This is a genomic window from Acidiphilium rubrum (assembly GCF_900156265.1).
Lineage (GTDB): Bacteria > Pseudomonadota > Alphaproteobacteria > Acetobacterales > Acetobacteraceae > Acidiphilium > Acidiphilium rubrum.
On the sequence record NZ_FTNE01000001.1, the window covers coordinates 1 to 14,391 of the forward strand.

At 64.3% G+C, this 14,391-nt stretch carries 13 protein-coding genes; 7 read left to right on the top strand and 6 right to left on the bottom strand.

Annotation, left to right across the window (positions count from 1 at the left end):
* Both BW994_RS00005 and BW994_RS00010 read left to right on the top strand, forming a co-directional pair.
* A partial coding sequence (locus BW994_RS00005; protein ID WP_175612072.1) for a transposase occupies positions 1-297 on the top strand: 297 nt, incomplete at its 5' end.
* A gap of 386 nt (positions 298-683) precedes the next feature.
* The gene (locus BW994_RS00010; RefSeq protein WP_139333926.1) at positions 684-1,553 is read left to right on the top strand and encodes a calcium-binding protein; all 870 of its coding nucleotides are present in this window, start codon (positions 684-686) and stop codon (positions 1,551-1,553) included.
* A 149-nt stretch (positions 1,554-1,702) separates the two neighbouring features.
* Here BW994_RS00010 and BW994_RS00015 read toward each other — a convergent pair whose 3' ends face one another.
* Genes BW994_RS00015 through BW994_RS00035 form a run of 5 tightly spaced genes read right to left on the bottom strand, consistent with a single transcriptional unit; the run spans position 1,703 to position 6,679 of the window.
* On the bottom strand, positions 1,703-2,482 hold the full coding sequence (locus BW994_RS00015; protein ID WP_029311717.1) for an ABC transporter ATP-binding protein: 780 nt from the start codon (positions 2,480-2,482) through the stop codon (positions 1,703-1,705).
* Complete coding sequence (locus BW994_RS00020; protein ID WP_029311716.1) at positions 2,479-3,264, bottom strand: MlaE family ABC transporter permease; 786 nt, start codon at positions 3,262-3,264, stop codon at positions 2,479-2,481. Before BW994_RS00020 ends, BW994_RS00015 begins: the two co-directional genes overlap by 4 nt.
* 7 nt (positions 3,265-3,271) lie before the next feature.
* On the bottom strand, positions 3,272-4,348 hold the full coding sequence (gene alr / locus BW994_RS00025) for an alanine racemase (protein ID WP_029311715.1): 1,077 nt from the start codon (positions 4,346-4,348) through the stop codon (positions 3,272-3,274).
* 4 nt (positions 4,349-4,352) lie between these two features.
* Complete coding sequence (locus tag BW994_RS00030) at positions 4,353-5,168, bottom strand: EcsC family protein (protein WP_029311714.1); 816 nt, start codon at positions 5,166-5,168, stop codon at positions 4,353-4,355.
* 29 nt (positions 5,169-5,197) lie between these two features.
* Positions 5,198-6,679, bottom strand: coding sequence for a replicative DNA helicase (locus tag BW994_RS00035; protein ID WP_029311713.1), 1,482 nt, complete (start codon positions 6,677-6,679; stop codon positions 5,198-5,200).
* Between the two features lie 377 nt (positions 6,680-7,056).
* Between BW994_RS00035 and BW994_RS00040 the strand changes: the two genes are divergently transcribed.
* The gene (locus BW994_RS00040; RefSeq protein WP_162176793.1) at positions 7,057-8,250 is read left to right on the top strand and encodes a GGDEF domain-containing protein; all 1,194 of its coding nucleotides are present in this window, start codon (positions 7,057-7,059) and stop codon (positions 8,248-8,250) included.
* A 7-nt stretch (positions 8,251-8,257) separates the two neighbouring features.
* Here BW994_RS00040 and BW994_RS00045 read toward each other — a convergent pair whose 3' ends face one another.
* Positions 8,258-9,262 carry an aldo/keto reductase gene (locus BW994_RS00045; protein WP_029311711.1) on the bottom strand — a complete coding sequence of 335 codons (1,005 nt, stop codon included), beginning with the start codon at positions 9,260-9,262 and terminating at the stop codon, positions 8,258-8,260.
* Between the two features lie 128 nt (positions 9,263-9,390).
* Here BW994_RS00045 and BW994_RS00050 point away from each other — a divergent pair, with 128 nt between their 5' ends.
* The 4 genes from BW994_RS00050 to BW994_RS00065 all read left to right on the top strand — a co-directional run bounded on the left by BW994_RS00050 (position 9,391) and on the right by BW994_RS00065 (position 14,290).
* Entirely contained in the window at positions 9,391-10,371 is a 981-nt protein-coding gene (locus BW994_RS00050) for an aldo/keto reductase (protein ID WP_029311710.1), read from the top strand.
* A 61-nt stretch (positions 10,372-10,432) separates the two neighbouring features.
* Positions 10,433-11,260: an FAD binding domain-containing protein gene (locus BW994_RS00055; RefSeq protein ID WP_029311709.1), complete on the top strand. Its 828-nt coding sequence runs from the start codon at positions 10,433-10,435 to the stop codon at positions 11,258-11,260.
* 169 nt (positions 11,261-11,429) lie between these two features.
* Positions 11,430-11,903 (top strand): (2Fe-2S)-binding protein, encoded by a 474-nt coding sequence (locus BW994_RS00060; RefSeq protein WP_029311708.1) that lies wholly within the window; start codon positions 11,430-11,432, stop codon positions 11,901-11,903.
* Complete coding sequence (locus BW994_RS00065) at positions 11,900-14,290, top strand: xanthine dehydrogenase family protein molybdopterin-binding subunit (protein WP_029311707.1); 2,391 nt, start codon at positions 11,900-11,902, stop codon at positions 14,288-14,290. The genes BW994_RS00060 and BW994_RS00065 overlap by 4 nt, the downstream gene beginning before the upstream one ends.
* Positions 14,291-14,391: the final 101 nt, after the last annotated feature.

Genomic DNA, 14,391 nt, shown 5'->3' on the forward strand with positions numbered 1-14,391 from the left:
ACCCTCGTCAATGCCTATCGCGACACCGCACCAAAGCTCGCCGATTGGCTCGAACGAAATATCCCCGAAGGCCTCAGCGTCTTCACGCTGCCAGAACCCCACCAGCGCCGGCTTCGCACCTCCAACCCCATGGAACGCGGCATCCAGCAGGAACTCAAACGCCGCACCACCAAAATCAGGGTCTTCCCCAACGAAGCCTCCCTCGAACGCCTCGTCAGCGCCGTCCTCGTCGAAATCGATGAAAAATGGGCCGCCGACACCAAGGGCTACATCAAGTGGGACTATCAGGATGCCTAACCCACGCTCGCCCTATTTTCCAGACATCAGGTTGCTCAATCGGTGTCAACAGCAGCACCATTTCAGGTTTGGTATCCATACCCGTTTCTGGCCTATCGACATCTGCGCTCGCCAGCTTGCAGTCGTCGCTGACCGCTCTGTCGAATTCGATTGTTGGTGGGTCCGTGGGCCTCGCTAATGACGACCTTCTCTCCGGCGGTGGCACGGTAAGCTTCTCGAGTCCGCTTCCCGCGGCTGGTTCGCCCTACGTCTTGGAACTGACGAACACGCTCGCTGATGGGAGCACTACCGCTGGTTCTTACAGTGGCGCTGCAATCGGGATCAGTTCGGTGTATGGCACCGTGATCGCTCAGGTGCCAGGGACGCTAACTCTGACAGGAAGCGGCTTGAACACCTCATATGTGCTCGGTGCCAGCACTAACGTGTCCTTGAACACGATGGGCGGTAACGACACCATCACGGCGGCGGGCGGCAACGATACCATCAGTCTGCAAGGGGCCCTTAACACGGTGACCGTCAGTGGCGGCCTTGATGTTCTGCGTACTTATTCGGGCAGCAACACGATCGTGGCGACCGGATCAGCCTCGGTATTCGCCGGTTCGCCCTCTGGTTATGCGGGCGCGATTGACTTTATCAACAACAGTACGGCTGCCGTTTCGGTTTTTGCAGGCAGCGGTAAGGCGACGGTTGCAGCCGGTGCTGGTGGTGCGACGGTGCTCGGTGGCTCCTCTGGCAGCAACTCGCTCATCGGCGGCAGTGGTGCGGTTTACTTCGTCGGCGGCGGCAACGGCGATACGTTGGCTGCAGGGTTTGGTGGCGCAACCACCGTCAACGCACCGAACTACTTGTACGCGGGCAGCGGCAACGAAACCTTGTTGGCGAGCTCAGTCACGGGCACGAACCTGCTCCAGGCGGGCTCCGGTACTGATGTGATGTCTGCCTCCGGTTCCGGCACGCAGTACTTCTTCGGCTCGACTGGCTCGGCAACGATGACCGGTTCGTCCATGGCCGGTGCCAATAACGTGTTCTTCTTCGGTACATCAAGCAATTCTGGCGGCAATGATGTGATCACGAACTTTGGCAAGAACAGCGAATTGATCGCCTTGAACGGCACCAACATCGAGTCGGTGACCAGCACGACGCTCAACGGTACGCCCGGTGCACTGGTTACCCTGTCCGATGGCACCAACGTCACACTCCTCGGTGTCAACGCGGCGTCGATCAGCGGTTCGCATGGCGGTAACGTAATCGCCTGATCTTTCGCTGAGGCCTCCAATAGAAAACCCCCGGGATCATATTCCGGGGGTTTTTGTTTGTGCCAGCGCAAGCAAAGCCACGTAAAAAAGACCGAGGGAACGATCGCCCTCATGCGATCATTCGCCAGCCTGATGATACGCCAGCGCCGCTATTTACGCAGCGCCATCCTGATCGGGCCTTCGCTGCGCCCATGCACGAATTGATCGACCATTGGGTTGCCGCTGTCCATCACCGAAGCGGCCGCACCCTCCCAGATGATCTTGCCGTCCAGCAGCATCGCAATCCGGTCGCCGATGCGCCCCGCGCTCGCCATGTCATGCGTAATCGCAATCGAGGTCGAGCCCAGCCGCTTGACGCAGTCGATGATCAACCCGTCGATCACCGCCCCCATGATCGGGTCGAGCCCGGTGGTCGGTTCATCGAAAAACATGATGGAAGGTTCCGCCGCAATCGCGCGGGCCAGCGCCACGCGCTTCTGCATCCCGCCCGACAGTTCCGAGGGCGATAAATCCCCGACGCTGGCATCAAGCCCCACCTGCGCCAACACCTTGGCCGCCACCGCCCGCGCCTCGGTCCGGTTCACCCGCCCGCGCGCCAGCAGGCCGAACGCGACGTTCTCCCATACCGAACGGCTGTCGAACAGCGCGCCGTTCTGAAACAACATGCCGATCTGCTCGCGCAACTCGCGCGCCCGCCGTGGCTTGATCGTCAGCAGATTCTCGCCATCGATGAAAATCTCGCCGGCATCCGGCGTGATCATCCCCAGAATACATTTCAGCAGCACCGATTTCCCGGTGCCAGAGCCGCCGATCACCACCATGCCGGTCCCCGGCATCACGTCGAGATCCACACCATCGAGCACGCGCTTGGTGCCGAACGATTTCTTCAACCCGCGCACCCGGATTTTCGGCTCCACATCGGTACTCATGGCGTGAAAAACGCCTGGGTCAGCACGTAGTCGAGTGCGAGGATCAGGATCGAGGCAGACACCACCGCCGAGGTCGTCGCCCCCCCCACGCCCTGCGCGCCGCCGCGCGAGCGATAGCCATGAAAGCAGCCCATCAGCGCGATGATGAAGCCGAACACCGCCGCCTTCACCAGCCCCGAAATCACATCGATCCGGCTCAGGCTGGTCAGCGTATCCTGCAGATACGCCGTCGGATCAAAGCCGAGCCGCGCGGTCGATACCAGAAACCCGCCGGCCACGCCGAGCACATCGGCCACCGCCACCAGCAGCGGCAGCGCGATCAACCCAGCCAGCAGCCGTGGCGTGACCAAATAGCGCATCGGGTTGGTCGCCAGGGTCGAAAGCGCATCGATCTGATCGGTCACCCGCATCGTGCCGATCTCGGCGGCCATCGCCGAACCCGCGCGCCCCGCCACCATCAGCCCCGCCAGCACCGGCCCGAGCTCACGCGTCAAGGACAACACCACCACGCTCGCAATCACGCTCGAACTGTCGAACTTGGAAAACCCGACATAGCTCTGCAACGCCAGCACCATGCCGGTGAACACCGCCGTGAGTGCGACCACCGGCAGGCTGAAAAACCCGATATCGAGCAACGCCCGGCCGAAATTGCGAACATAAAACGGCGGGCGGACCAGGCCGAGCAGGGCGGTCGCGGTAAACACCGCCAACTCGCCGAGCATGGCAACAATATTGATCACAAGCCGGCCGATCGCGGCCACAGGGTCGAGCACTAAATTCATGATCCGATTATACCGATTTTGCGACGCGCCGATAGCGCTGACCCAGGCTGGTCAGGATCTCGTAGGCAATGGTGCCCGCCTCCGCCGCCAGATCATCGACCGCATGATCCGGCCCGATCAGGTCCACCATGGCGCCGGGCACGATGTCAGGCAGGTCGGTCACATCGAAGGTCATTAAATCCATCGAAACCCGCCCCACCAACGGCACAACCCGCCCATCATGGCGCGCCGTCAGCCGGTTCGAAAGGGTGCGCGGCAGCCCATCGGCATAGCCCACACCGATCGTCGCGATCCGCGAGCGGCGCGCCGCCCGCCAGGTCCCATTGTACCCAACCGTCTCGCCGGGTCCGATCACCCGGATCTGCAAAACCGGTGCCGCCAGCGTTACCACCGCGCGCATCGGATTGGGCTGGCCCGTTACCGGGTTGCCGCCATACAGCGCCACCCCCGGCCGCGCGAGATCGGACCGCGCCGTATCCCCGAGAAAGATCCCCGATGAATTGGCCAGGCTTGTCGCCACGTCCGGCATCGCCGCGGCAATCGCGGCAAACCGCGCCACCTGCGCCGCGGTTTCCGGCGCATCGGCCACCTCCGCCGACACCAGATGCGACATAACGAACTGCAACTCGATCCCGTTGAGACACGAACGATCCCGCAGCACCGCCGACCACTCCCCCGCATCGAGCCCCAGCCGGCTCATCCCGGTATCGACATGCAGCAGCGCCGGCAACGCCCGTCCCGCCGCACGCGCCGCACCCTGCCAACGCGCGCAATCCGCCAGTGAATTCAGCACCGGGACCAGCGCCTGCGTCGTAAAATCATTCTCGCGTCCGGCCGGGCAACCGTTCAGCACCGCAATCCACGGCGCCGCAATCAGGCCGCGCAGCGCGATCGCCTCATCCGCGGTCGCGACGAAAAACCGCTGACACCCCGCGCGCGCCAGCACCGGCGCGATCAGCCCAGCACCCAGCCCATAGGCATCCGCCTTGACCACCGCAGCAGTCTCGCCGCCATGCAACGCCGCGAGGCTGCGCCAATTCGCCACCACCGCCCCGACATCGACGCTCAGAATCGGTGCGGTCACGGCATCAGGCGGCGTTACGGAACAGATGCTTGCGCTGGCGATAATCCTCCACATACCGGTCGAAACACGCCCGCACCGCGTCGGCATCGCCGTATTTGCGCTCCAGCGCGCGCAGCGTGAAATGCACCTGCGCCATGGTTTGAAAATACCCCATGAACAGATAATTCACCCCGGCACCGGCCACCGCCCCCACCACCGGCACCATCGATGCCAGGATCTGGTCGGACATCACCACCGAAAACCGTGCCGCCACGGTGCGCAGAAAAATCGACAGCGGCGCATGGGTCAGCGCGCCGCGCACCGCCCAGTACGATGCCTCGATATCCTCATTCTCATCGCGAATCGTGCCGAACCCGAACACCTCCAGGCAGGCACGCTTTGTCTCGAAACTGTCCAGATCCTCGCCGTGGCTCCGCGCGATCTCGGCGATCGCGCGAAACATCATGGTCATGGTGAACGGAATATCGGCAAGCCCCAGCACCCCGCCCGACAGGCCGGATAGCGCACCGCTCGCCGCCACTGCATTGCGATAAATCTGCTCGGGGGCCTTGCCGACATGCTTGCCCGCCAGCCCGAAGCGTGAGGCGCTCAACAGCGACCACATCGCCTCTGAGGCGTATTCCTCAACCGCCCGGCGCCCGTTCGGCGCAATCCAGTTGATCGCGCGCTCCACCGCACTGCCCGCCGTCCGCCCGATGCGGTTGAGCGTGCGGGTGAACAGCCCGCGCGACGCCACGAAGCGCGACGCCGCCTGGTCGATCAGGACCCGGTCAGCCTCGGTAAAGCCTGCGCACGCATTGTTGCCGATCATCGTCGCCATGGGTGATTTTCCTCTGTCCCAATCCGAAATCACTCATGTTGGGTGTCGAGATCGGCAAATCGAGTGAATTCCGCTTCAAAAAACAGCTGGATCGTGCCAGTGGGCCCATGGCGCTGCTTGGCGAGCAGCAGTTCAGCCTTGTTGTGCACCAGCTCCATCTTGCGCTGCCAGTCGTCCAGCGCGGTCTGAAAATCGGAATCTTTCATGTCGGTCGGCTTGGGCATGCGCATCTGCAGATAATATTCGTCACGATAAACAAACATCACCGCATCCGCATCCTGCTCGATCGTGCCCGATTCGCGCAGATCCGACAGCTGCGGCCGCTTGTCCTCACGCGATTCCACCGCGCGTGACAGCTGTGAAAGTGCCAGCACCGGCACCGCCAGCTCCTTGGCAATGGCTTTCAGACCCTGGGTGATCTGGCTGATTTCCAGCACGCGGTTATCGGGCTTGGTGCCAGCCGCCGGGCGCATGAGTTGCAGATAATCCACCACCACCAACGCAAGCCCGCGCGTGCGCTTCAGCCGCCGGCAGCGCGTCCGCAGCGCGGAGAGCGTGATCGCCGGCGTATCATCGATCACCAGCGGCAGCCGCGAAATCCGGCGCGACACGGTGACGAAATTGTCGAAATCCTTCTGCCCGATCTCGCCGCGCCGGATCCGGTCCGATGACACCCGCGCCTCCTCCGCCAGCAGACGGGTAGCCAACTGTTCGGCGCTCATTTCGAGTGAAAAAATCGCGACTGCCTGCTTGGCCTCGGCGTTCGGATTATCAACCCGCGCCTCCGCCAGCAGCGCCTGCGCCGCGCCATAGGCAATCTTGGTCGCGAGCGCGGTCTTGCCCATGCCCGGCCGTCCCGCCAGGATCAACAGATCGGACGGATGCAACCCGCCGGTCTTGCCATCCAGATCGGTCAGCCCGGTGGTCAGGCCCGACACCTTGCCATCGCGCTCGAACGCGCGGGCGGCGGTATTGATCGCCATGGTCAGCGCGGCCTCGAAACTCATCGCACTGCCCTCGGCGCCACCCTTGGTCGCGAGGTCGAACAGCGCCTGCTCCGCCGCTTCGATCTGCGAGGTGCCGTCCAGTTCGGGTTCCGCACCGAACGCCCGGTTCACCGTCACCTCACCCAGATCGATCAGCTGGCGCCGGATCCACGCATCATAAATCGTGCGGCCGTAATCGCCGGCATTGATGATGCCCACCATCGCCGAGAGCAGCTGCGCCAGATAGGCCGGCCCGCCGACTTCATCGAGCAGGCCGGAATGCTCGAACGTCGCGCGCAACGTGACCGGATCGGCGAGCTGCCCGCCCTCGATCCGCCGCGCGATCGCCTCGAAAATCCGCCCATGCACCGCATCGGCGAAATGCTCCGGCGCCAGAAATTCCGAAACCCGCTCATAAGCCTTGTTATTGGCCAGCAAGGCGCCCAGCAGCGCCTGCTCGGCTTCAAGATTGGCAGGCGGTTGGCGTTGCGACAGGCCGAACAACGGAGGATCAATAGCATTCATCGCCCCCTTGTAGCGCCGCCCCTGCCGCCATGACAGGGACACCAGGCTGTGGATTAGGTGAATAGGGTGGATAACCGCTGGTCGACTGTGGCCATGCCACACGCGGCATGCCCCGGCCCACAATCAACAGCACCGATTGCGGTCTCTTTTTTAGTTAACAAATCTTTAGTGATTTCGTCATAGAATCATTGCCACCGCCGGCCGCATTGGGCACACTGTTCCACCGGTGTTCTCCACCGCCGACACGATCAGTCGCTGAACCATCATTGCCGGTCTCATTGTCGGCAGAAAGGATGCCCGCGTCGCTTATGGCTTTCCTGCAGGTAAGCCGGATCGATTCGGCGCTCCCGATCACGACTGAACTTCCCCCGGGTCGCTTGCCGCTATGGCTCCGCGTCTGCACCTGGATATCGGATGCGCTGCAGAGCGATGCCGAACGCGGTCAGGCATACGAAGTGCGGGAAGACCTGCTGCATGTGCTTTACGGCCGGCCCGCCAACGTTCTGCTGGTCGGCCTGTCAGGCGCGGCCTGCGGCCTTTATGCCGAATTCCGCGCAGGCGTATGGCCCGCGCTGCTGCTCGGCCTGATCGGTCTGTCCCTGGTTCTCATCCGCTGCCGGTGCATCGTCGTGTTCCGGCGCCGCTTCCTCAAAACGCGCTGCGTCTATCTCGCGCCATGGTTCACTGCCTTCGCCCTCACCGCAATCGGCTCATCGCTGGCCTGGGGCGCGCTCACCTTCGTCTGCCTTGCCACAACGCACGATCCTATCCTCTATACTGTGGTGCTGGTTTCCAACGTCGTCACCGCCAGCGCCATCGCCGCGCGCAACGCCGCCGCATCATGGATCGCGCGGCTCCAACTCCTGGTCATGCTGCTGCCGATCATGGCCGCCGTGCCGCTGACCGAAAATGATTCCTATTGGTTTCTGCTGCTGCTGATACCCGTCATCCTCTATGGCCTGTTCGTCCTGGTGACCGACATCAACCAGCAACTCGTGCAATCCTATCGCTCCCAGCTCAAACTATCGATCCTCTCGACCATCGACTACCTGACCCAGATCCCTAACCGGCGCTATTTCGGCGAACGCACGGCCGCCGCACTCGACCATTGCCAACACGCCCGCCAGCCGATGGCGATCCTGATGATCGACGTCGATTTCTTCAAATCCTTCAACGATCACTACGGCCATCAGGAGGGCGACCGCTGCCTGCAACAAGTCGCACTGATCCTGCGCGACAATCTCCGCCACGATGGCGATATCGTGTCGCGCTACGGCGGGGAGGAATTCGCCGTCTCGCTGCAAAACGCCGGCATCATCGAGGCCGAACTGGTCGCCCAGCGCCTGTGCGACGCCGTGGCGGCAGCAAGCCTCACCCACGCCCACCGCCAGGATGGCATCGGCATCGTGACCATAAGCATCGGCGCCGTCGCAACCGATAATGCTTTCGTCGACCTCGATACCTTGGTCCGCTCGGCCGATCAGGCTCTGTACGAAGCCAAGCGCACCGGCCGCAACCGGGTGTCGCTCGCCCCAAAACACGAAAACAGGCGGCACGTGGACGCCGCCTGAGCGGGTTTCACGCCGTGACGCGGCCTTCGAGCGGATAGGCCGGATCGGTATAACCCGGCGTCGAGGGATGACCCGGCGGCACCAGCCGATCGACGAGTGCCTCGTCCTCCGCGGTGAACCGATAGGTCAAGCCACCCTGATAATCCGCCCACTGCGCCTCGGTGCGCGGCCCCGCGATCGGCGCTGTGACCAGCCGGTTGTTTAGCAACCAGGCGATCGCGAACTGCCCGGGCGTGATCCCGCGCTCTTTGGCATGCGCCACGATGGTCTGCGCGATATCGAGGCTCTCCTTGCGGAATTCGGTCTCCATCATCCGCTTGTCACCCCGGCCGGCCCGGCTCTCGGCATCGGGCTTCGCATCGGGCGCATATTTGCCGGTCAGCACCCCGCGCGCGAGCGGGCTGTACGGTGCCACGCCGATGCCGAAATGATGGCACGCCGGCAGAATCTCAACCTCGGGCATCCGGTTCAGCGCATTGTAATAGGGCTGACTGACCACCGGCCGATCGATCCCCATATCGTCGCACAGGCGGCAAATCTCCGCGATCCGCCACGCCCGCACGTTCGACACCCCGAAATGCCGAATGTCCCCCGCCCGGATCATATCCGCAATCGCCCCGATCGTCTCGGCCAGCGGCGTCGCCGGGTCTTCCTTATGGATATACAAAATATCGATCACATCGGTATCCAGCCGTTTCAGACTGTCATGCACCGCGCGAAACGCGTGCACGCGCGAAAGGCCGCGATCGTTCGGCCCCGGCCCGGTCGGGTTGGCGAATTTGGTCGCCAGCACCCAATGGCTGCGGTTCGCCGCGATCGCCCGCCCGGTGATCTCCTCCGAGCGACCTTCGTTGTACACATTCGCGGTATCGATGAAATTGATGCCCTGCCCGGCGGCGGTATCAACGATCCGGCGCGACGTGGCCTCATCCGTCGCCCCACCGAACATCATGGTGCCAAGGCAGAGCGGCGAGACTTTCAGACCGGAAGTGCCGAGGTTGCGGTATTGCATGGGTGTGTCCTTCTGCGTGAAACTGGTGCAAACCATGTCCTGGATGCTGACCCGTCTGGCAAGGGGCTGGACCCGACCCGGGTCATGCTCATATGGCAAAACGCAATCGAAAGAGGGATCTGCCAACGATGGATTACGTAAAACTCGGCCGCACCGGCCTCGACGTATCGCGCATCTGCCTCGGCTGCATGAGCTACGGCGTGGCCGATCGCGGCCCGCACGCCTGGACGCTCGATGAAGCGACCAGCCGCCCCTTCATCAAGGCCGCACTCGAAGCCGGCATCAATTTCTTCGACACTGCCAACGTCTATTCCGATGGCACCAGCGAGGAAATCGTCGGTCGCGCGCTCAAGGATTTCGCCAGCCGCCACGATGTGGTGATCGCCACCAAGGTCAACGGGCGGATGCACAAGGGCCCGAACGGCGCCGGCCTGTCGCGCCGCGCCATCATGGCCGAGATCGACAACAGTCTCCGCCGCCTCGGCACCGACCATGTCGATCTCTACCAGATCCACCGCTGGGATTATCACACCCCGATCGAGGAAACCCTCGAAGCGCTGCACGATGTCGTGAAAGCCGGCAAAGCCCGCTACATCGGCGCTTCCTCGATGTACGCATGGCAATTCGCCCAGGCGCTCGCGATCGTGGAGCGGCATAACTGGACCCGCTTCGTCAGCATGCAGAACTACGTCAACCTGCTCTACCGCGAGGAAGAGCGCGAAATGCTGCCGCTCTGCCGCGCCGAGGGCATCGGCGTGATCCCGTGGAGCCCGCTCGCCCGCGGCCGCCTGACACGCGACTGGGATGAAGCCAGCGCCCGCTCCGAGACCGATGAATTCGGCAAGACCCTCTACGCCAAAACCGCGGACGCCGATCGCAAAGTGGTCGATGCGGTGGCCGCCGCCGCCGCCGCCCGCGGCGTCTCCCGCGCGCAGATCGCCCTGGCCTGGGTGCTGGCGAAGCCCGGCATTACCGCGCCGATCATCGGTGCCACCAAACTGGCCCATCTGCACGACGCGGTCGAAGCCACCAAACTTGTCCTTACAACCGACGAAATCGCCAAGCTCGAAGCCCCGTACGTCCCCCACGCCGTCGCCGGCTTCAGTTAAAAAAAGTTCTTTGGTTCTTTCTTACAAGAAAGAACTGCTTCCTTCCCAAACCGGAACCCGCATGAAAGCCGCAGCCTTCGACTACATCCGCCCCGAAACCCTCGGGGCGGCCATCACCCTGCTCAGCAAGCACGGGCCGGATGCGAAGCTGATCGCCGGCGGCCAGAGCCTGCTGCCGGCGCTCAACCTGCGCCTGTCGGCGCCCGGCCTGCTGATCGATATCGGCCGCCTCGCCGAATTGCGCGATATCACTTTGGCCGACCGCACGCTCCACATCGGCGCCGGCTGCACCCACGCCCACGTGATGAACCACCCCATCGTCCAGCGCCACGCCCCGCTGATCGCCCGCGCCCTGACCGAGGTCGCCCACCCCGCCATCCGCGCGCGCGGCACGTTCGGCGGCAGCCTCGCCAACGCCGATCCCGCAGCCGAACTGCCCGCCTGCGCCCTCGCGCTCGATGCCGTCATGCATGCCCAGGGCCCCGAAGGCCCGCGCCGCATCCCCGCCGCACACTTCTTCACATCCCTGTTCGAAACCGCCCTCGCGCCGGATGAAGTGCTCACAGGCGTCGATATCCCGATCCAGGGCGACACCCAATGGGGCTTCGCCGAACTCGCGCGCCGCACCGGCGACTACGCCATGGTCGGCCTCGCCGCCGTCGCCCGGCCCGGCACAATCCGGCTCGGCTGGTTCTCGGTCGGCCAGACCGCCATCCTCGCGCATCGCGCCGCCGCCATCCTGACCGAAGGCGGGCCGCTCGAAGCCGCCTGCACCGCGCTGGCGGATGATCTGCCCGCGCATGACGATCCGCAGGCCTCTGCGGCGATGCGATTGCATCTGGCACGGGTGTTGTTGCGGCGGGTGGTCGGGGCTTGGGGGGAAAGATGAAGGCAAGGGAAGGCAAGCACTGCTTTTTTGTAAAAAAGCAGCAAAAAACTTTTATGAGTTGGGGCACGGGCGTTGTCACGGCCACGGGCCTAGATGAGCAAAGTTTTTTTTGCTTCTTTTTTGTTCACAAAAAAGAAGACCTTCCCTCACCATCCAACAGCACAAGCCCATGACCAGCATCACCCTGACCGTCAACGGCGAACCCATCACCGCCACCATCCCCCCGCGCCTGCACCTCGCCGATTTCCTGCGCGACCACCTCGGCCTCACCGGCACCCATCTCGGCTGTGAGCACGGCGTCTGCGGCGCCTGCACCGTCCGGCTCGATGGCGCGATCGTGCGCGGCTGCCTGGTGCTCGCCGTCCAGGCCGATTGCTGCACCGTCGAGACCATCGAAGGTCTGTCCGACAGCGGCGAAGTCGCCGACCTCCAGCACGCCTTCGCCGCCCGCAACGCGCTGCAATGCGGCTATTGCACCCCCGGCATGGTCATGACCGCACAGGATTTCCTGCTGCACGCCCCCGCCGATGCCAGCCGCGCCGCCATCCGCGAACACCTCTCCGGCAATTACTGCCGCTGCACCGGCTACGAAGCGATCGTCGATGCCGTCGAAACCACGTTGAACGCCCGGCGCACCTCATGAAGTTCTCCAACCCCGCCCGCCCCGACGCCCAGATCGGCCTTGCCCGCGCCCGCCCCCAGGCGCGCGCCCTCGTCCAGGGACGCGGCACTTTCGCCAGCGACATCACCGTGCCGCGCATGGTCCACGCCGCTTTCCTCCGCTCGCCCTACGCCCACGCGACCATCACCGCGATCGACCTCGCACAAGCCCGCACCATGCCCGGCGTAGTCGCCGTGCTCGACGGTGCTGCGATGGCCGATCTCTGCACCCCCTGGGTGGGCGTGCTCACCCATCTCAAAGGCCTGAAATCAGCACCGCAACACCCGCTCGCGGTCGGCCGCGTGCGCTGGCAGGGCGAACCCGTCGCCATGGTGCTCGCCAACACCCGCGCCCAGGCCGAAGACGCCGCCGAACACATCATGGTCAGCTACGACCCGCTGCCCCCGGTGGTCGATGCCGCCGCCGCCCTCGCCCCCGGCGCGCCCATCATCCACCCCGAACTCGGCGACAACCTCGCCTTCGAACGCCACATCGACACCGGCAACACCGATGCCGCCTTCGCCGCCGCCGATCACATCATCGAAGCCGATTTCACCTTCGGCCGCCACACCGGCGTCACCCTCGAAGCCCGCGCCGTGGTCGCGGACTGGAACGAGGGCGAACAACGCCTCACCGTCCATCAGGGCACCCAAGTGCCGCACATGATGCAGACTATCTACGCCCTGCACCTCGGGCTCGATGAATCCCAGGTCCGCGTCATCTGCCCGGATGTCGGCGGCTCGTTCGGCATCAAGATCCACGTCTACCCCGATGAAATGGCCGCGGTCGCCGCCAGCCGCCTGCTGCGCCGGCCGGTCCGCTTCGCAGCCGATCGCCTCGAAAGCTTCGTCTCGGACATCCACGCCCGCGACCACACCGTCCACGCCCGCCTCGCCGTGATGAACGACGGCACGATCACCGGCTTCGACATCGACGATCTGACCGGCATCGGCCCCTATTCCGCCTACCCGCGCACCTCGGCGGTCGAAGCCAACCAGGTCATCAACCTGATCGGCGGCCCCTACCGCTTCGCCCACTACCGCGCTCGCACCCGCGTCGCCTTCCAGAACAAGGCGATGATGTCGCAATACCGCGCCGTCGGCCACCCGATCGCCACCTCGGTCACCGAAGGCCTGCTTGACCGCGCGGCCCAGCGCCTCGGCATCGACCCCGTCACCATCCGCCGCCGCAACCTGATCCCCGACGATGCCTACCCCTGCACCTCGCCCAGCGGCATGCGCTTCGAAGCCCTCTCGCACCACGCCTGCCTCGACCGCCTGCTCACCCTGATGGACTACGATGGCCTGCGCGCCGAACAGGCAAGCCTGCGCGAACGCGGCATCATGCGCGGCATCGGCATCGCCAGCTTCATCGAAATCACCAACCCCGGCGCCGCCTTCTACGGCGTCGGCGGGGCCCGTATTTCCGCGCAGGATGGTGCGACCATCCGCCTCGATGCCACCGGCCGCCTGATCGTGCAGGCCAGCGTCACCGAACAAGGCCAGGGCACCACCACCATCCTCGCCCAGATCGCCGCCGAAGCCATGGGCGTCGCCTTCGAACACATCCGCGTCATGCTCGGCGATACCGACATCACCCCCTACGGCGGCGGCACCTGGGCCTCACGCGCCGCCGGCATCGGCGGCGAAGCCACCTGGCAAGCCGCCCGCGCGCTGCGCGACCAGATCCTCACCCTCGCCGCCAGCATCCTGCAGGAAACCCCCACCAATCTCGATATCTCGGGCGGCGCCGTCATCGATCACGCCAGCCGCGCCGAACGCATCACCCTCGCCGAACTCGCCCGCATCGCCTATTTCCGCCCCGACACGCTCCCCAAAGGCATCCAGGCCGAACTCATCGCCACCCGCCACTACGTGCCGCGCGAATACCCGTTCGCCTTCACCAACGGCATCCAGGCCGCCTGGCTCGAACTCGATACCGAAACCGGCTTCATCACCCTGCTCAAACACTGGGTCGTCGAAGACTGCGGCACCATCATCAACCCCCTGCTGGTCGATGAACAAATCCGCGGCGGCGTCGTCCAGGGCATCGGCGCCGCTCTGTTCGAGCAATGCGACTACGATTCCGAAGGTCAGATGCTCAATGCCAGCATGGCCGACTACCTGGTACCCATGGCCGGTGAAATGCCCGACATCATCATCGGCCACGTCACCACCCCCACCGCTGAAAGCACCATCGGCGCCAAAGGTGCGGGTGAAGCCGGCACCGCCGCCGCCGCCGCTGCCGTTGCCAACGCGGTGAATGATGCGCTCAGCCCGCGCGGCATCACCATCGATACCATCCCCCTGACCCCGGCCCGCATCCTCGCGGCCTTGGCGACCTATGCCGATGGAGTGGGGCGGGGTTAAGTAAGTAAGGCCAGGGGCTCTGCCCCTGGACCCCGTTAAAGGCGGAGCCTTTAAAATCCATTAGTTTTAGGCAAGGGGAGGGCGACCCAGGCCAGATCGAC